Below are 17,612 nucleotides of genomic sequence, written 5' to 3'. Positions count from 1 at the left end.
CTAACCACATCATACTCTTTGTCGCATGAAATTGCAAGATGCCGCCATATTGGTTTTGCGTGTTCTCTGGGATCAATCAAGGGAAGAAGCTGGAACGAAGAATGACCGGGACACGCATCCCGGTCATTCTTTTCTTTTGCGCCTCTGCCTTTACCGGCACCAACCGGTGGGATTGGAGCGGGCGGTGATGAAGCGGCGGTAAATGCCCTCCTCCGCCATAAGTTTGTCGTGGGCGCCGGCCTGGACGATGCGCCCCTGGTCGATAACCAGGATCTCATCGGCGTGACGAATGGTATTGAGCCGGTGGGCAATGACCAGCAGAGTCTTACCCCGGCACAGCTGGGTGATGGCCTCCTGGATGTAGCTCTCGTTGTCGGCGTCCACGCTGGCAGTGGCCTCATCCAGAATGACGATGGGAGCATCCTTCAGAATGCAGCGGGCAATGGAGATCCGCTGCCGCTCTCCGCCGGACAGGCTGGCTCCACCTTCGCCGATGACAGTGTCAAAGCCGTCGGGCAGCTCCATGATGAAGTCATAGCATCGGGCTTTCCTGGCCGCCTCATAGACCTCCTCCCGTGTGGCGTCTGTCCGTCCCATGGCGATGTTGTTGTAGACGGTATCCTGGAAGAGATAGACCCGCTGGAACACCATGGAGATCTGATCCATCAGATCAGAGAGAGGAATATCGCGGATATCCCTGCCCCGCACTAAGATTTGGCCCTGTTTGACATCCCAGAACCGGGAGAGCAGGTTGGCTACCGTACTCTTGCCGCCGCCGGAGGGACCCACCAGGGCCAGCATCCGGTTTTTCTCCAGTGTGAAAGAGACATCATGCAGTACCTCTTTCTCCCCGTAGGCGAAGGTGACATTTCGGAACTCCACCTCCGGGGCACCGCCGGCTTTGGGTAAGGTCTCCCGGCCCCGGTCGGGCAGCTCCGGCTGGGCCAGTACCGCCTCGATCCGGTCCATGCAGGCGTTCATCACCGTCAGGCGGGTGGCTTGGCTGTAGAGCGCCTTCATGGGGCCAAAGAGGTCAAAGACGAAGAGCAAGACACCCAGCAGGAAGGTGATGGAGAGCTGCCCACGGCCATAGAGCCAGAGTGACAGGGGGATCATCAGCACCGAGCCCAGACCGCACACCAGATAGAGGGCCCGCATCCAGGGAGCATTGCTCTCCTCAAACGCAATGCTGACCTTGCGGCTCCGGGCGAAATTTTCGGTGAGTTGCTCGGAACGCTCTCCCAGCAGGTTGAAGGTCTTGGCAATACCAACGCCCTCCACATAATCCAGTACCGCCCGCGTGAGCGCCTCGCTCTGCTCCTGTCGGATGTCGGAGTGAGCCAGGGTGCTTCCCAGAGATGCGCGGCCCAGCTGCCAGATGATCCCTACCACCACCAAGGCGGCCAGTCCCAGCCAGGGATTCAGGAAGGCCAGCCACAGCACCAGAATGGCCTGGGCAAAGGTATAGCTCATCATGTTGGCAATGTCGTGCATACAGTTCTCCTCAATAAACACCATGTCGGTGGACAGAACGGAGCTGATTTTGCCGATGTTGCCCTCTGTGAAATAGCCCATGGGCAGGCGGCGCAGATGCCGTCCCAGCTCCATGCGCAGATCTGCGAATACCATATAGCCCGCCGCGGCCTGGAGCCGGTCGGCGATGTTCTGGCACAGGCACTCCAGCAGCACGCAGCCCACCGTGCCCACCGCCAGCCACAGGCACAGCCGTGCCGTCATGGTTCCCTGGAGAAAAGCGCTCAGGGCCAGGAAGGACAGACCGATGGGGGCCTTGGACAGCATGGCCTTCAGGAACGCAAAGACAAAGGCCAGCTTGATCCGCCCCTGATAGGGGCCGGATACGGACAGGATTCGTTTCATCAGCGCGATCATGCCTCGTCGCCTCCTTTCTCCGCAGAGACACGCCAGACAGCGGCTCCCTCGGCAGCCCGCCACAGTTTTTCATAGGCGGGGCAAGTCTTTCGCAATGTATCGTGGCGGCCAATCCCTGCCACATTGCCCTGATCCAGCACCACAATCTGATCGGCGCCTGCAATGGACTGAAGCCGGTGGGCGATGACGATGACCGTCTTGCCCCGGATCACCTCGGCAATGGCGGCGTTCATTTTCTCCTCATTCTCCGGGTCCAAAAAAGCGGTGGCCTCATCCAGCACCACGATGGGAGCGTCCTTCAAGATCGCCCGGGCCAGGGCGATCCGCTGCCGCTCCCCGCCGGAAAGCCCTTTGCCGCCATCGCCGGCCATGGTATAGATTCCTTTTTCCAGCCGTTTCAGAAACTCTCCGCATTGAGCCCGTTCCGCCGCCGCCAGCACCTCCTCGTCGGTGGCGCCGGGTCTTCCCAGCCGGATGTTCTCCAACAGGCTGGTGTTGAACAAGAACTGCTCCTGCGCGACGAAGGAGATCTGCTCATTCAGAGAGGCGAGGGACATCTCTCGCAGGTCTTGCCCCCCCAGCGTGATGCGTCCGTCCGTCACATCGTAAAAGTGGACCAGCAGTTTGGCAAGGGTCGATTTCCCGCTGCCGGATTCTCCCACCAAAGCAGTGAGGCTCCCCTGTGGGACAGAGAAGGAGATGCCGTGGAGGACTTCGTCCTTTTCATAAGAAAACCGCACATTCTCAAAGCGGATCTGCAAATCGTTTCCGTTGAAATCCGTTTTTCCTTCTTTCAGGGGCGGAATATTGAACAGAGATTCCATTTGATCGATCTTGTAGCTCAGCTGGGGCAGCACCGACATAAAATTCATGGCTCGAACCAGAGGCGGTCCCACAGAAAAGGACATGCACAATACCAGCGCGTAATCCGGCAGGGTAGAGGCGCCGGTGAGCACCAGATATCCGCCCACCGGCAGCAGCACCAGCGCCACGCAGGGCAAAATGCTGGTGTAGAGGGCCATCCACAGCCAGCAGGCCCGGAACCAATCCAGCGTAAAATCCCGGTAGTTTTTTACATCGGTCTCAAAGCGGTGATAGGACTCTCCGTCCCGGTTAAAGACCTTCACGACTTCCATGCCGTTGATGTACTCCACGATGGTGTTGTTCATTTTCTGCCCGGCGGCGTAGTAGTCCCCCATCTTGCTCATGCCGGAGCGGTACATCATGCCCATAGCCAGCACGCCCAGCGGGAGTGAGCAGAGGGAAAGCAGACCCAGCTTCCAGTCCGTGAGGAACATGGCCGCAAATACCACCACCGGCACCGCCAGATTGGACAGCCCTTCCGGCAGGGCGTGGGCCAGCAGCAGCTCCATGCTCTCAATGTCGTCAATGAACATCTTCTTCCAGACTCCAACGCCCTTCTCCTGGATCGCGCCCAGGGGCTGCTTTTCCAGCTTGCTCTGGAGATGGAGCCGGAGGTTTTCCAAAGTATGATAGGCGGAACGGTGGGACAGTGCCAGCCCCTCCACATAGAGAAGGCCGTAGAGGACCATGCACAGAGCCATGGCCCCGGCGCTCGTCAGGGTTTCCTCCAATGTGAGACTGCCCCCAGTCAGCAGGGGCCGCAGCAGGCGGTAGAGGAAGAAATAGGGCAGCACGCTCATGGCCACGCCGGCCACCAGCACCAGAATGGAGGCGTAGGTGGTCTTCCGGTGGCGTCCAGTGTAGCGCAGGACTTTTTGAAACACAGTATCACTCCTTTTTTAGTTAGTTATTGCTAACTTGTTAGCGAGAAAAAAGCCTCCTTAAGAGGCGTTTTTCACCCCTTGGGGAATCCCAGGGCAGCGTACCAGTCAAAGAGACGGCAGACCAAAGTGCAGTGGCTCTGGATCTCCGGCCAGGTGAAGTCGTGGATAAAGGGCTCGTAAATGGTGGTCCAGAAGGCGGACAGGACCACATGGAGCTCCTCTTGCGTCATATCCACAGTACACAAGCCCCGGCGTCTGGCCTCAGCATAGTAGGTCCAGGTGCCTTCCGTCATTTTCTCCACCCAGTCGTGCTGAAAGTTGGCGTAGGCAGTACCCTCCGCTCCGGTAAGCAGCAGCACAAAGCCATCCCGCCGCTCATTGAGAAAGCGGAACCACCACAGCATGTATTCCTCATCCATATACCACGCCCGGATCAGGTCTTCATCGGAGAGAGCAGATGCCGGTACCGCTGTCCGCTCCTCATAAACAGCATCCAAATCCGCCACCGTATCCGCCACCACAGCGCGAAACAGTTCCTCTTTTCCGGCGTAACGCTTATAAAGAGCCCCGGTTGTCACCCCAGCCCGCTGGCAGATGGATTTCAGGGAAGCCTTCTCAAAGCCCAGCGTCCGGAACTCCTCTCTGGCACTGTCCATGATCCGAGGGTCAATGGAAGTATCCGGTTTTGCCATAACATCCCTCCCAATGATTGATAATTTGATTACCGATAATCTGATTATCAATATAGCATCCCTTTCTTTCCCTGTCAAGGAGAAATCCTCTCTTGACAAACTCGCTTTTTGGTTGTATATTCAAAACATCGTTATGAAACACTGTTTTGAATTGCGAGGTGATACCATGGCAAAGCAGATCGAAGGGGTCTATGAAAATGTGCTTCGCTGCGCCCGTCAGGAATTTTTGGAAAAAGGTTTTGCTCTGGCATCCCTGCGGGATATCGCCAAGGCGGCGGGAACCAGCACCGGCTCCATCTATACCCGTTTTACCGACAAGGCGGGATTGTTCCGGGCCCTGGTGGAGCCTGCCGCCGGAGAGCTGAAGCGCCGTTTTTTGGAGATTCAGGAGTCTTTTCACCAGTTTGACGGCCCAACCCAGCAGGAGGAGATGGGGCGTTACACCGCCCATGCCCAGGAGGGACTGTTTGACTACATCTATGAGCACCTGCCGGAGTTTGAACTGCTGCTCCGCCGGGGCGCTGGGACGGAATATGCCCACTATATTGACGAGTTGGTGGAGATCGAAGTCAGTTACACCTACAAATACATGGAGGTCATCGGCTGTGAGAGCGTCCGCTCCGGTCAGGTCACCGAGGACTTGATCCATATCGTTACCACCGCCTACTTCAACGGAATGTTTGAGCCGGTGCGGCACCGCATGGATAAGGCCCGGGCGCTCCACTATATCCGCCAGCTCAACCGCTATCATATGGCAGGATTTGAGACGATCTTTCATCCTGAAAACTTCCGGTAGTGCAAAAGGCCGCTTTCCCGGCGGCCTTTTCATAGAACCAAAGGTTAGCAATAACTAACTAAAGGAGGCTTATTTATGCAGAAAACGCAAAGCCCACTGCTGCGGCTGTGGCAGCTGGGCAGGGATCATCACGGTGGCCTGATTGCCGCCATCTTCTGCGCGGTGGCAGGTGTCCTGCTGGGGCTGCTGCCGTATCTCTCAGCGGGGCACATCCTGGTGGCGCTTCTCACCGGGCAGCGGGACTGGAACTTCTATCTTCTGTGGTGCATGGTGGCCCTTGGTGGCTATCTGGCCAAAACTCTGCTTTACAATCTGGCGCTCTCCCTCTCCCACAAGGCCACCTTCCAGATCCTGCGGGACATCCGGAAGATGGTTCTGTCCAAAATGCCCCGCTTACCCTTGGGTGACATTCTGGATACCTCCAGCGGACGGCTCAAACAAATCGTGGTAGATCAGGTGGAGAGTATGGAGACGACGCTGGCCCACCTGCTGCCCGAAATGACCTCCAATCTGCTGGCGCCGGTATGCGTTCTCGTGTATCTGTTTACGCTGGACTGGCGCATGGCATTGCTGAGTCTGGTGTCCATTCCTGTGGGCATGGCTTTTATGATGGCCATTATGGGCAGCTACGGCAAGGACTATCAGGGTGCGGTGGAGACGACCCAGGCTATGAACGAGACCATTGTGGAGTACATCGGCGGCATTGAGGTCATCAAGGCCTTCAATCAGGGAAAGAACTCCTATGAGAAGTTCTCCTCTCGGGTGCGGGCCAATGCTGCCTACTACTACAACTGGATGAAAAAATGCCAGTTCGGAATGGCGCTGGCCTATGCCATCGCGCCCACCACCCTTATCACGGTGCTGCCTGTGGGCTGGATCTTCTACACGGACGGCAGTTTGTCCGCAGAGGTATTTCTCACCACCATCATCCTGTCCATGAGTATTGTGGGACCTCTCATTGCCGCCATGGGCTTTGTGGATCATCTTGCCAAGGTAGGTACCATCGTAGGTTCGGTGGATGAGATCCTCCTGAAACCGGAGCAGGATCACGGAACACAGCCGGCACAGCTGGGAAAACCGGATATCGCCTTGGATCATGTCTCCTTTGGATATGCTCAGGACAAGGAGATCCTCCACAACATCTCCCTCACCATTCCGGCCGGCAGCCTCACCGCTTTGGTTGGCCCCTCCGGTTCGGGCAAGTCCACCATTGCCAAGCTCATCGCCGGTTTCTGGGATGTGACCGAGGGCCGCATTACCCTGGGCGGCGTGGAGGAAAGCCGTATCCCGCTGGAACAACTCTACGACCAGGTGGCCTTTGTCTCTCAGGACAATTACCTCTTTGACGATACCATCCGGGAAAATATCCGCATGGGCCGGGTAAATGCCACGGATCAAGAAGTGGAACAAGTCGCCAAAGCCGCCGGATGCGACGGCTTCATCCGCCAGTTGGAGCATGGCTATGACACCCGGGTGGGCGGCGGAGGCGCCCATCTCTCCGGAGGAGAGCGGCAGCGTATCGCCATCGCCCGGGCCATGCTGAAAAACGCCCCTGTGGTGATTCTGGACGAGGCCACCGCCTACATTGATCCGGAGAATGAAGCGGTGGTCCAGCGGGCAGTGGCAAAACTGGTGGAGGGTAAGACGGTCATCGTCATTGCCCACCGCCTGTCCACCATCACCGGCGCGGATCAGATCGTGGTGGTGAAGGATGGAAGCCTCGAGGCACAGGGCAGGCATGAAGACCTGCTGCGCCATTGCCCGTTGTACGCCGATCTGTGGCAGGCTCACATGGGTGTAAAGGAGGGAGAAACGGTATGATCGAGACATTCAGAGGTATCTGGCGGTTTGCCGGTGAGGAACAGCGCAACATCCGGCGCTCGGTGATCGCCTGCTTTTTGGGTGCGGTGTTCCATATGTTTGAGATCGCCGCCATCTACTACACCATCCTGGCTCTGCTGGATGGAAAAACCGGCCCTGCCACGGCGTGGCAGGCGCTGGGTCTGTTGGCAGTCAGTATTCTGGGCAGCGCCGTGACCAAGTATTTCTCCCAACTCCAGCAGACCCACGCCGGGTACTTCATGGCGGCCAATAAGCGCGTGGCCATCGGGCAGCGGATGAAATCCGTCCCCATGGGCTACTTCAACGACAACAGCCTGGGAGAGCTCACCGGGGTCTGCACCACTGTACTGGACAATGTGGAGACTGTGGCCCCCATGGTGTTGGTGACCATGCTGGGCGGGATGCTCAACGCACTGGTCTTTACGGTGATGATCCTGATTTTTGACTGGCGGATCGGTCTCATTGTGGTGGCGGCCACAGCAGTTTATTTGTTCATCACCTCGGCCATGGAGCAAAAATCCGCCGCCCTCGCCCCGCACCGTCAGAGGTCCGAGGCCAAGCTGGTGGAGGCGGTGCTGGAGTATGTGCAGGGCATGAGCGTGGTGAAGTCCTTCAACCTCACCGGGCGGGGCGACCGCACCTTGCAGGAAGCCCTGGAATACAACTGCCGCAGTAACCTGAATATCGAAAAGATGTTTACCCCCTATATCATGGCGCAGGGGATCGCGCTCCAGCTGGGAAGCGTGGCCATGATGCTTGCGGCGGTATGGTTCTATCTCTCCGGAACGATGATTCTGGCCAACGCTCTGATGGTGGTCATCATGTCCTTCCTGGTCTTTGCTCAGATCTCCTCGGCGGGCAGCGGCATGTCCCTGCTGCGTATCGTCAGCAGCTGCATGGCCCATGCCGATGAGACGGACGCCATGCCCCAGCTGGCAGAGACCGGTCGGGCCGGCACGCCCAGGGATCACGGCATTACCTTCGACCATGTTTCGTTCTCTTATGACCAGCGGCCCATCCTGCGGGATGTATCCTTCGCCATCCCTGACAGAACCACCACCGCCATCGTGGGCCCCAGCGGCTCCGGGAAAACCACGCTGTGCAATCTCATCGCCCGGTTCTGGGATGTGGAGAGCGGCGCCGTCCTGGTGGGCGGTCAGAATGTGAAGGACTATACTCTGGAGGACCTGATGGATCAGATCTCCATGGTATTTCAGAAGGTCTATCTCTTTGCCGACACGGTGGAAAACAACATCAAGTTTGGATGCCCCAATGCCACCCACGAGGAGGTGGTGGCCGCGGCGAAGAAGGCCTGTTGCCACGACTTCATTCTCACCCTGCCCCAAGGCTATGACACCGTCATCGGCGAGGGCGGTTCCAGTCTTTCCGGCGGCGAGAAGCAGCGCATCTCCATTGCCCGGGCTATCCTGAAGGATGCTCCCATCGTGATTCTGGATGAAGCTACCGCCAATGTGGACCCGGAGAATGAGGACCGGCTGCAAAAGGCCATCGAAGCCCTGACTCGGAACAAGACCATTCTGATGATCGCGCACCGGCTGAAGACGGTCCGCAACGCCGACCAGATCCTGGTGCTGGACGGCGGACAGATCGTTCAGCGGGGCACCCACAGCCAGCTCATGGCCCAGGAGGGCCTGTATCAAGCGTTCGTATCCGGCCGTAAAGAGTCCGGCCAGTGGAAGCTCTGAGAGAAGGAACGCCTAAACCATCATGAAAAGAGGAGTGCCGTCACCGGGTACATTCCGGCGGCGGCACTCCTGTTGTGTCCGGGAGATTGCGCTTGAGAGGGTAATTGATACTTCAAAGCGAAAATGACTTGACCGGTTAGCGATTACTAACTATAATCAAACATAGAGTACTGTTCCTTTTGAGGAGGGCCTATGGAGAAGTACAAAATCGAGAAGGACTCCGTGCAGGAGACGCTCATCATCCCGCTGTATGGCCGGCGGCTCTGCTCGCGGCGGTTTCCCGGACTGTATCAGGATACGACGGCGGCCATGCTGATGGAGAAGGTGGACTACGACTTCTCCCCTTTGGAGCGGCAGGCAAACGGCCTGATGCAGACCTTCGGTGCGCTGGAGGTAGCCATGCGCCAGAATGACCTTGCCTGGGAGGTGCGGGACTATCTGAATGCCCATCCCAGAGCCGCTGTCATCAATCTGGGCTGCGGTCTGGACAACACCGGGCGGGCCTGCGACAACGGCCGGTGCAGCATCTGGAACATCGATCTGCCGGATGTGATCGAGCTGCGGGATCGCCTGCTTCCCGCCGGGGAGCGGGAGAAAAACCTGGCCTTTGATCTGAAAGACCCGCGCTGGATGGATGCCGTCCGCACTGATCCTGAGGATGGAGCGGTGCTGTTTGCCGCCGGGGTCTTCTACTACTTCACGACGGAAGATGTCAAAGCTCTGGCCACAGGCATCGCAAAACGCTTCCCAAGAGGGCGGCTTGTCTTTGACGCGGCCGGGAAAACGGCTGTCCGGCTGATGCTGAAAACCTGGGTGAAGCAGGCGGGCATCCGGGATGTGGGCGCCTATTTTTCCGTCAAGGACGCCAAGGGGGAGCTGGAGCCATGGTCGCCGCTGTTTTCTGTTTCCAGCCGGGGCTATATGCTGGGCTATCAATCGCTTCATGATCCGGCGGTCCGGCCCGTCCACCGGCTGCTGGCGAAGCTGGCCGACGGACCGATGCACCTGCAGATCGTCCGGATCGACTTTGCAGAATGATGATACCTAACCGACTTTTTCCACCCGGAATACGAGCAAATGATCGTGATAGGAGATATGTATGAACTGGACGCGCACCGTTTTGGACGGGTTTGCTATGGCGGCCTACTTTAACCTGTTTGCCGGGTTTGTGGCGCTGTATAAACCCCGGTTGATGTTCCCCTGTTATCCGCCCGCCATCATCAAGGCGGCGAAAGATCCGCCCACCGGGGTGGAAAACCGTTTTTACTGGCTTTGGATCTGTTTTGGGGAGCTGCTGCCCCTTCTGCTTTATGGCGCGGTCAGTACCATGGAGGGCGGGACAACAGGGTTCTGGCCTCTGGCCCTGACCGGGTATATCCAGTGGATGATGGTCAATTTCTGCGACCTGTTCTTTCTGGATTTCTGGCTGATCCAGGGAAAAGCGAAAGCCAGGTTTGTCATCCCCGGTACGGAGGGGCATCCCGGCTATGGGTTCAAGGCATGGATGAAGAGCTACGCTCTGCCGGAGCACCTGCTCCAGTGGCCGCTCATCCTTTGCCCAATCCTGGCGGCGGCTCAGGCGGGGCTGGGCCTGCTGTTGCAAAAAATAGGATGAACAGGAGATGTTCCCAATGAAAGAAAAGCAAAAGCAGCAAAACATGATCCACCTTGGCACCCATGGTGAAGATTACGGGAACTGGATGTCAAACCCGGTCTTATATACAATCGGAGGGCTTCTCGTGGTGACGGGAGCGGTGGCTTCCCTGGCATCCACAGTGTTTCATGTCACGGTGCTGAGCGGATTGGCGTTAATCGCCGCGATTTCACTGCTGTTGTTGCTCTGCTGGTGCGGCTGGATCCGGCGGCAGTATGCGTTCGGCGGTGGAGGAATGATGGAGCGCGTCCACCACACCGTCCTTTCCTATCTGGATTTTGACGGACAGGGACAGCTTCTGGACGTGGGCTGCGGCTCCGGCGCACTGTCCATCCGGGCGGCGCTCATCTGGCCGGATGCCCAAGTCACAGGCATCGACTATTGGGGTGCAGCCTATGGCTACGGACAGATCATGTGCGAGAGAAACGCCGCCAGCGAGGGCGTGGCCTCCCGGTGTGTGTTCCGGCATGGCGACGCCAATCATCTGGATTTCCCCGATGAGAGTTTTGATGCGGTTATCAGCAACTATGTCTACCACAATGTCATGGGAGCCGATATGCACAAGCTGCTGCTGGAAAGCCTGCGGGTTCTGAAAAAAGGCGGCGTCTTCGCTCTGAACGATGATATGAAGCCTAACATGTACGGTGATATGGACGCCTTTGCTCAAAAACTGCGGGAGATGGGCTATCAGGATGTCCGGCTCATTGATACCGCAGAAGAAGCCTTCGGCTCCCACCGCCGGGCTGCCATGATGATGCTGGGCTCTTCCCGGCTGCTTGTGGGCAGAAAGTAATTCGTCCAAATAGGAGGGTTGACCATGTCCAAGTTGGGTGTTGTAGAGGACACGCTGTTTGTCCCCATGCTGGGCAGGATCTATGCCAGCGAGCGCTGCCCGCAGGTTTTGTATGATAAAAAGGCGCTGGAGTTGAAGGAGAAGCTGCCGGCTGGTCTGCTGAAGCCGGGTGACCAGAACCAGTACACCTTGCTGGCCTCCGCTGTTCGGTCAGCCAATATGGACCGGTTTATCCGGGCGTTTCTGGAGCGCAGGCCGGACGGTGTGATCGTCCAGCTGGGCTGTGGCCTGGAGACGGCCTATTCCCGCTGCGACAACGGGCACACCCGCTGGTATGCGGTGGATCTGCCCCATGTGGTGGAGTACCGGCGGGAGTTGCTGCCGGAGCCGGAGCGGGAGACCTATCTGGCCGGAGACGCCTTTGCCGGGGACTGGATCAAGCAGATCCGCGCCGATGTGCCGGATGCTCCTATTCTGGTCACCGCCGGCGGCCTGTTCCACTATTTTGAGGAAAATAAGGTTGTGGAACTTTTGCGGATGCTCACGGGGGTTGGAGAGATCGAAATCGTCTTTGACACCGTGAGCAAAAGCGGCATGGCCATGATGCGGAAAAAGTACATGAAGCAGGTGGGCCACGGGGATGCGCAGATGTTTTTCTATGTGGATTCGGCGTCGGAGTTGGCCGGAAAAATCGGCAGCGGGGTCAGGGTGCTGGCTGAGGAGCCTTATTACCGCCATATCCCCCGAACCGGATTGAAGCTGTCCACCAAGGTCAGCATGGCAGTTTCGGACCGGTTTTGGATGGTCAAGATGGTCCATCTGGAAGCCGAATGATGCCTTCGCCAAAAGTTGGCCGGAGTTTTCCAGTCGGCTTTTGCACGGAGGCGGCCGTTTCCCCTTGACAAATCATCCCACGGGCTCTATTATAACGCGGATGTTGGAGGGGGCAGACCAGCGCAACGCCGACATCCTCTCAGAGATTTTCTTGAAGAAGGCTTGAATTTTCAGAGCGAGTTGAATTAAAGTTGAATTTTCAATCAGGTGCAATTTTCAAATATGACGAAAAAATGCGTTATTTCCTCCAGAAAAGAGAAAATAACGCATTTTCGATGTGTCATCGAAACAGTATAGATGCAAAGGTTTCTGACTCGGAACTGGGTTTCTAAATATCGTCATGGAGCAAAAAGAATACTTTCGCATTTTTCTGTTTTTGAAGTAAGGCCTCCACGCCAGGGAAGGGGGGTGTGGCTCAAGACTTAAAAAATAAAAGGTCCGTATCACAGAAAATGGATCAAAAAAGAGCCTTGTTCACCATTCAGAAATCCTCATTTTCAAATCGGGTATATCCTCGCCTGTCCCGTCCACGGCAGTTGTAGCCATCTCGACCATAACCCTCACGGTCATAGCCATAAACATTGTAGCCGTCTCGATCATAACCCTCACGATTGTAGCCGTAAATGTTATACCCATGTTGATCATAAGTGTTTTGCTTTGCTTCCGCTATGATTCTTTCCTGCTTTTGTTGCCTGCTTTCTCCATAACGGTCGAACCCTTTTCTATCATAGCCTGCCAAATCATATCCGGTGATATCATAACCGAAACGATCGAAGCCAGAACGATCGAAACCGTTGCGGTTGTATCCGTCTCGATCCCACCCCTCCCGGTCAAAGCCGTCCCGACTGTAACCATCAGCACAAAATCCGGCTCTGTCAAAGCCATCTTGATCATAACCTTGTAAATTATAACCTTCACGGTCATAACCTTTCTGGTTATAGCCCTCCTTATTATAGCCTTGCCGGTCATACCCAAAGCAATCATAACCTTCTTGATCGTAGCCGTCTTTGGTATAGCCTTGTCGGTTATATCCACAGGCATTATACCCAAAGCGATTGAAGCCTTCCCGATCGTAGCCCTCTCGATTATAGCCTTGGCGGTCAAATCCGTCTTTGTCGTATTTGAACTTATTTTCCCACAGCCAGATTACGGGGAGACCAACAATGCAGCCGAGAGCAAAGGCAATCAGTAGGTATATGAGGATGCCAAACAATACATATAGCCATACAGGTTGCACTACTGCTATGAGAACAAACAACATGACAGCCAGCACTACGCAAAAAAGTATAGTGTCAAAATCAAATTTGCCTTTCGGCTTATGCTGATAAGAAGACGGGGAATGTGACGGTTTTTTTCGGTAACTTCTTCGCCGGTAATGACCGGATACATGACGATATTTTCCTGTTTTTCTTGTGTAGGGTGCAACATAAATATCATCATCATACAGTTTACGTTTGCTCATTTTTCCGCCCCTTACAAGTTAGTATTTTCCCTTGCACTCTCTGTGACACTATGGCCATCGAAGTAACTATTTCTGTGTTTAAAGTTAAACAGAAATAACCGTGAACAGCAGATGCCGTCCGGCATTAACAGGAGCGCTTACCACGTCATATCTGGCAGGTACTACATATCAGTTTATCACGTATCAGATAAATACTCAACGACTACCTTAAACCTGACTAAAGAGAAGAAGTTAGGGGAAAGGTGGTAGGTAAACATCTCGAATGCTGTCGCATTCTGGATGTTTGAATTATGGAATGGGAATAGATGTCAGCATCTTTATTCGAAAATGTGTGTCTAAATTTCGTCAGAGCGCAAAAAGAATACTTTTGTATTTGTCGATTTTTGAGGTAAGGCATCCATGCCAGGGAATGAGGAAAGCGTTGTGGCCCAAGGCTCTGAGGAAATGAGAAGCCCGCTTTTCGAAAAAAAGTGTTCGAAAAGCGGGCTTCATTCATATGGTGACCCAGCGGGGACTCGAACCCCGGACCTTCGCCTTAAAAGGGCGTTGCTCTACCAACTGAGCTACTAGGTCATATGAAATTTTCCAGGTGTCCCCCCGGGCGAGCCAGGGGGGACGTTGGTCTGGCTGGGATGGTTGGACTCGAACCAACGAATGCGGGAGTCAAAGTCCCGTGCCTTACCACTTGGCTACACCCCAATAAAATAGGATGGAAGCAAGGGCCGGAGCGGACGCTCCGGCCCTTAGCCACAGTATGGGGTGGGTAATGGGGCTCGAACCCACGACACCCGGAACCACAATCCGGTGCTCTGCCAACTGAGCTATACCCACCATATTCACTTACATCCAGCTGACTTGCAGGGCAATCAGGGGAAAAACTGGCACGCCTGAAGTTTGGCCGATCAGCGGACTTGCCGGTGGCAAGTTCGCCGGCCAAAGTCCCTTCCGCAGAAAGGGAGCCGAAGGCGAGCCTTGATGCGCAACAGGAGTGCCTTCTGCCAGCAATGCAGGAATCTCATTCAGAGGCAAAACTCTAAATGATTGGCACGCCTGAAGGGACTCGAACCCCTGACCCACTGCTTAGAAGGCAGTTGCTCTATCCACCTGAGCTACAGGCGCGTATGGAGCGGGTGATGGGAATCGAACCCACGCGACCAGCTTGGAAGGCTGGGATTCTACCATTGAACTACACCCGCAGGTTAAGGGTGACGCCCCAAACATCAGCCTATGTATCATAGCACATGACATCTGGGGTGTCAAGCCCTTTTTCAAAAATTACTCACAGGGGTGCGTCGCAGAAGGCGCAGCAGTCCACGCCGCCGTTTTTCTTCACCAGAGGAGGCAGGTAGTGCTCGGTCTGGGTGATGCACCGGGGGTTGTGGCACACAGGTTTGGTGCCGATCTCCACGGCGTCGGGGGTCATGCGGGGCTGGTTGGCCAGATCGGACAGCAGAGCCATACGGGCAAACATGCCAAACCGAGCCTGCTGGAAGTATACCGCCCGGGGATCGTCGTCCACATCTACGGTGATCTCGTCCACTCGGGGCAGGGGGTGCATGATGAGCAGGTTTTCCCGGGCTCGCTCCAGCTTGGACCGGGTGAGCACATAAATGCCCTTGTTGCGCTCATACTCCAGGGGATCCACAAACCGCTCTTTTTGGATGCGGGTCATATACAGCACGTCCAACTGGGGAATGACCGTCTCCAGACCGGTGACCTCCACAAAGGGCATGTTGTGCTCCTGCATGAACTGGCGCAGATACTGCGGGATGGCCAGATCCCGGGGAGCGATGAGGTAGAAGCGGATGTCATTGAATTTAGCCAGGGCCTTGATGAGAGAGTGAACCGTGCGCCCATTCTTCAAATCGCCGCACAGGCCGATGGACAACCCGTCCACGCTGCCCCGCAGTCGGGTGATGGTGGTCAAGTCAGCGGTGGTCTGGGTGGGGTGCATATGCCCGCCGTCTCCGGCGTTGATGACCGGCACGTAAGCGTAGAGAGAGGCGGCCTTGGCAGCGCCCTCCCAGGGGGTGCGCATGACGATGACGTCGGCGTAGTTGGAAACGATCTTAATGGTGTCCTTCAAGGTTTCGCCCTTGGACACCGAGGAGGAGTTGGGGTCGGCGAAGCCGAATACCGATCCGCCCAGGCGCATCATAGCGGTCTGAAAGGAGAAGTTGGTGCGGGTGGAGGGCTCATAGAACAGGTTTGCGGACACCTTGCCATGGCACACATCCAAAAATTGCTCTGGGTTGTCAATAATTTTGGCAGCCCGCTGATAAATCTCGTCCCATTCTTGTCTGGACAAATCCCCGAAGTCAATCAAATGACGCATATCGGTCCCTCCTTGCAAAGTTCGATACATTGTATCACAATCCTATCGGCCAAACAACAGGTAACTGGTGGTAAAAATCCGTCCTGAAAGAAAAAATTTATACACTTCATGAGAATCCTCCCTTTGGGACACACTAGTCAGACGGGAGGATGAGCCATGAATAACTTGATTTGGTATCTATTGGTATACGGCTTTTTGGGGTACTTGCTGGAGGTGGCCTACGCCAAGGCTGTCCACGGGCATGGAAGTGGACGCAAGTGCCTGCTGCTGCTGCCCATGTGCCCGGTGTACGGGGTGGGCGGGGTGGCCATTGCCGCCCTGTGCGGCCCCGGTTCCCATCCTCTGTGGGTGATGGGGGTGGGGTTTACAGTGTCCACGGCTGTGGAGCTGCTCTTCGGACTCTATTATAAATATGGGTTGGGGGTGTGCTTTTGGGATTACTCCCAGGTTCGGTGGAATTTGGGGGGCTTGGTGTGTTTGCCCTTCTCAGTGGCCTGGTCAGGGCTGGCGCTGGGGCTGGTTTACACAGTACACCCTTTTGTAAAGATTTGTGTTTCCGCCATTCCAACCATATTTACAGTGCCTGCCTGGATCGTGTTGGCGGCTGACTGCCTGATTAGTAGTATTGCACTAAAACGGGAGAAAAACACCGTAGTATTAAGATGGTATCGCTAGGAATGCAAAGAAACAGGGGACTTTACACAGACTTTACAAAGTCATGAGCGCACACTTTACAATTCTTTTGTAAACTCGGTATTGTTCCCAAACGAGGAAAATCATCAAACATAAATGAAATGGAGAGACGAAAAAAATGAAGAAGTTTATCGCTGTGCTGATGGCCGGCGCCATGGCCTTTAGCCTGGCCGCTTGCGGCAACAAGAGTGCTGAGCAGTCCGACGCTGGCACCGACAAGACCGAGGCTCCCCAGACCGAAAGCATTTCTGGTACTGTCAACACCGACGGCTCCACCTCCATGGCCGACGTGATGGCCGCCTTCCAGGAGTCTTTTGAAGGCGTGCAGCCTGGCGTCACCGTGAACTACTCTGGCACTGGCTCCGGCTCCGGCATCAAGAATGTTCTGGCCGGCACTGTGGACATCGGCCTGGCTTCCCGTGCTCTGACCGATGAGGAGAAGGCTGATGGCGCTGTGGAGAATATCGTGGCTCTGGACGGCGTGGCCATCGTCATCAACCCTGAGAACAAGGTGGCCAGCCTGACTGTGGAGCAGATTGCCCAGATTTACAACGGCACCATCACCAACTGGTCCGAGCTGGGCGGCGCTGACGCTGAGATCGCTGTCATCGGCCGTGACGCCGCTTCCGGCACCCGTGGCGCCTTCGAGGAGATCGTGGGTGTGGAGGATCAGTGCAAGTACACCAACGAGTACGAGTCCACCGGTGAGGTCATCGGCTCTGTGGCCGGCAACCCCAACGCCATCGGCTACGCCTCCCTGTCCGCTGTGGACAAGACGGTCACTGCTGTGGCTGTGGACGACGTGACTCCCTCCGAGGCCACCGTGGCTGACGGCACCTACAAGATCCAGCGCCCCTTCGTCATGGTTACCAAGGAAGGCGTGGAGCTGTCTGATGCCGCTCAGGCTTTCCTGGAGTGGGCCATGAGCGCTGATGCCGCCGACGAGGTGGAGGCCGCTGGCTGCGTGTCCCCCAACGCTTAAATTCAAATTCACCCATGGTCATAACCGGAACAAGCTCCCACACGATTGGGGGCTTGTTCTGGTGCATGGCCCCTCTGTTGGGAAAAGAGGCGGAAAGGCTCCGTATTTTTTCCCAGCAGAGGAGATCAAAAGGAGAAGGTTGTATCTATGAAAGAAAAAGCCCTAAGCAAGCCTCTGGCACAGCC

General features: G+C 56.0%; 14 protein-coding genes and 5 tRNA genes. 9 read left to right on the top strand and 10 right to left on the bottom strand.

Annotated elements, in window-relative coordinates; all coding sequences use genetic code 11:
- Positions 1-150: 150 nt before the first annotated feature.
- The 3 genes from H9X86_RS05480 to H9X86_RS05470 all read right to left on the bottom strand — a co-directional run bounded on the left by H9X86_RS05480 (position 151) and on the right by H9X86_RS05470 (position 4,330).
- Entirely contained in the window at positions 151-1,890 is a 1,740-nt protein-coding gene (locus H9X86_RS05480; protein WP_204900562.1) for an ABC transporter ATP-binding protein, read from the bottom strand.
- Positions 1,887-3,638 (bottom strand): ATP-binding cassette domain-containing protein, encoded by a 1,752-nt coding sequence (locus H9X86_RS05475; RefSeq protein WP_204900561.1) that lies wholly within the window; start codon positions 3,636-3,638, stop codon positions 1,887-1,889. Before H9X86_RS05475 ends, H9X86_RS05480 begins: the two co-directional genes overlap by 4 nt.
- A 71-nt stretch (positions 3,639-3,709) precedes the next feature.
- A complete protein-coding gene (locus tag H9X86_RS05470; protein WP_204900560.1) occupies positions 3,710-4,330 on the bottom strand; it encodes a TetR/AcrR family transcriptional regulator in 621 nt (206 codons plus the stop codon).
- Between the two features lie 166 nt (positions 4,331-4,496).
- Here H9X86_RS05470 and H9X86_RS05465 point away from each other — a divergent pair, with 166 nt between their 5' ends.
- The 7 genes from H9X86_RS05465 (at position 4,497) to H9X86_RS05435 (ending at position 11,955) form a co-directional block, all read left to right on the top strand.
- Positions 4,497-5,126 (top strand): TetR/AcrR family transcriptional regulator, encoded by a 630-nt coding sequence (locus H9X86_RS05465; protein WP_204900559.1) that lies wholly within the window; start codon positions 4,497-4,499, stop codon positions 5,124-5,126.
- Positions 5,127-5,201: 75 nt separating this feature from the next.
- Positions 5,202-6,947: an ABC transporter ATP-binding protein gene (locus H9X86_RS05460; protein ID WP_204900558.1), complete on the top strand. Its 1,746-nt coding sequence runs from the start codon at positions 5,202-5,204 to the stop codon at positions 6,945-6,947.
- Positions 6,944-8,674 (top strand): ABC transporter ATP-binding protein, encoded by a 1,731-nt coding sequence (locus H9X86_RS05455; RefSeq protein ID WP_204900557.1) that lies wholly within the window; start codon positions 6,944-6,946, stop codon positions 8,672-8,674. Before H9X86_RS05460 ends, H9X86_RS05455 begins: the two co-directional genes overlap by 4 nt.
- A gap of 192 nt (positions 8,675-8,866) precedes the next feature.
- Positions 8,867-9,712, top strand: a complete 846-nt coding sequence (locus H9X86_RS05450; RefSeq protein WP_204900556.1) for a class I SAM-dependent methyltransferase — start codon at positions 8,867-8,869, stop codon at positions 9,710-9,712.
- Positions 9,713-9,773: 61 nt separating this feature from the next.
- The gene (locus H9X86_RS05445) at positions 9,774-10,289 is read left to right on the top strand and encodes a hypothetical protein (RefSeq protein WP_204900555.1); all 516 of its coding nucleotides are present in this window, start codon (positions 9,774-9,776) and stop codon (positions 10,287-10,289) included.
- 16 nt (positions 10,290-10,305) lie between these two features.
- Positions 10,306-11,121, top strand: coding sequence for a class I SAM-dependent methyltransferase (locus tag H9X86_RS05440; protein ID WP_204900554.1), 816 nt, complete (start codon positions 10,306-10,308; stop codon positions 11,119-11,121).
- 24 nt (positions 11,122-11,145) lie between these two features.
- Complete coding sequence (locus tag H9X86_RS05435) at positions 11,146-11,955, top strand: class I SAM-dependent methyltransferase (RefSeq protein ID WP_204900553.1); 810 nt, start codon at positions 11,146-11,148, stop codon at positions 11,953-11,955.
- Between the two features lie 481 nt (positions 11,956-12,436).
- Here the strand turns inward: H9X86_RS05435 and H9X86_RS05430 are convergent, their stop codons facing one another.
- The 7 genes from H9X86_RS05430 to pyrB form a co-directional block, all read right to left on the bottom strand.
- Positions 12,437-13,417 carry a LapA family protein gene (locus H9X86_RS05430; RefSeq protein ID WP_204900552.1) on the bottom strand — a complete coding sequence of 327 codons (981 nt, stop codon included), beginning with the start codon at positions 13,415-13,417 and terminating at the stop codon, positions 12,437-12,439.
- Between the two features lie 497 nt (positions 13,418-13,914).
- Positions 13,915-13,990: transfer RNA gene (locus H9X86_RS05425), tRNA-Lys, on the bottom strand.
- A 51-nt stretch (positions 13,991-14,041) separates the two neighbouring features.
- Positions 14,042-14,116 (bottom strand) — tRNA-Gln (locus tag H9X86_RS05420).
- A gap of 56 nt (positions 14,117-14,172) precedes the next feature.
- Positions 14,173-14,248: transfer RNA gene (locus H9X86_RS05415), tRNA-His, on the bottom strand.
- Between the two features lie 211 nt (positions 14,249-14,459).
- Positions 14,460-14,536: transfer RNA gene (locus H9X86_RS05410), tRNA-Arg, on the bottom strand.
- A gap of 3 nt (positions 14,537-14,539) precedes the next feature.
- Positions 14,540-14,613, bottom strand: a tRNA-Gly gene (locus tag H9X86_RS05405).
- An 83-nt stretch (positions 14,614-14,696) separates the two neighbouring features.
- Positions 14,697-15,752: an aspartate carbamoyltransferase gene (gene pyrB / locus H9X86_RS05400; RefSeq protein WP_204900551.1), complete on the bottom strand. Its 1,056-nt coding sequence runs from the start codon at positions 15,750-15,752 to the stop codon at positions 14,697-14,699.
- A gap of 156 nt (positions 15,753-15,908) precedes the next feature.
- Between pyrB and H9X86_RS05395 the strand changes: the two genes are divergently transcribed.
- Together H9X86_RS05395 and H9X86_RS05390 are read left to right on the top strand one after the other, a co-directional pair.
- Positions 15,909-16,427, top strand: coding sequence for a putative ABC transporter permease (locus tag H9X86_RS05395; protein WP_204900550.1), 519 nt, complete (start codon positions 15,909-15,911; stop codon positions 16,425-16,427).
- A 136-nt stretch (positions 16,428-16,563) separates the two neighbouring features.
- On the top strand, positions 16,564-17,427 hold the full coding sequence (locus H9X86_RS05390) for a phosphate ABC transporter substrate-binding protein (protein ID WP_204900549.1): 864 nt from the start codon (positions 16,564-16,566) through the stop codon (positions 17,425-17,427).
- Positions 17,428-17,612 lie beyond the last annotated feature (185 nt).

The sequence above is a fragment of the Pseudoflavonifractor capillosus genome, from assembly GCF_016902575.1.
Taxonomy (GTDB): Bacteria; Bacillota; Clostridia; order Oscillospirales; family Oscillospiraceae; genus Enterenecus; species Enterenecus capillosus_A.
The sequence above is the reverse complement of the archived record's forward strand: the minus strand, read 5'-3'. Positions and strand labels throughout refer to the sequence as shown.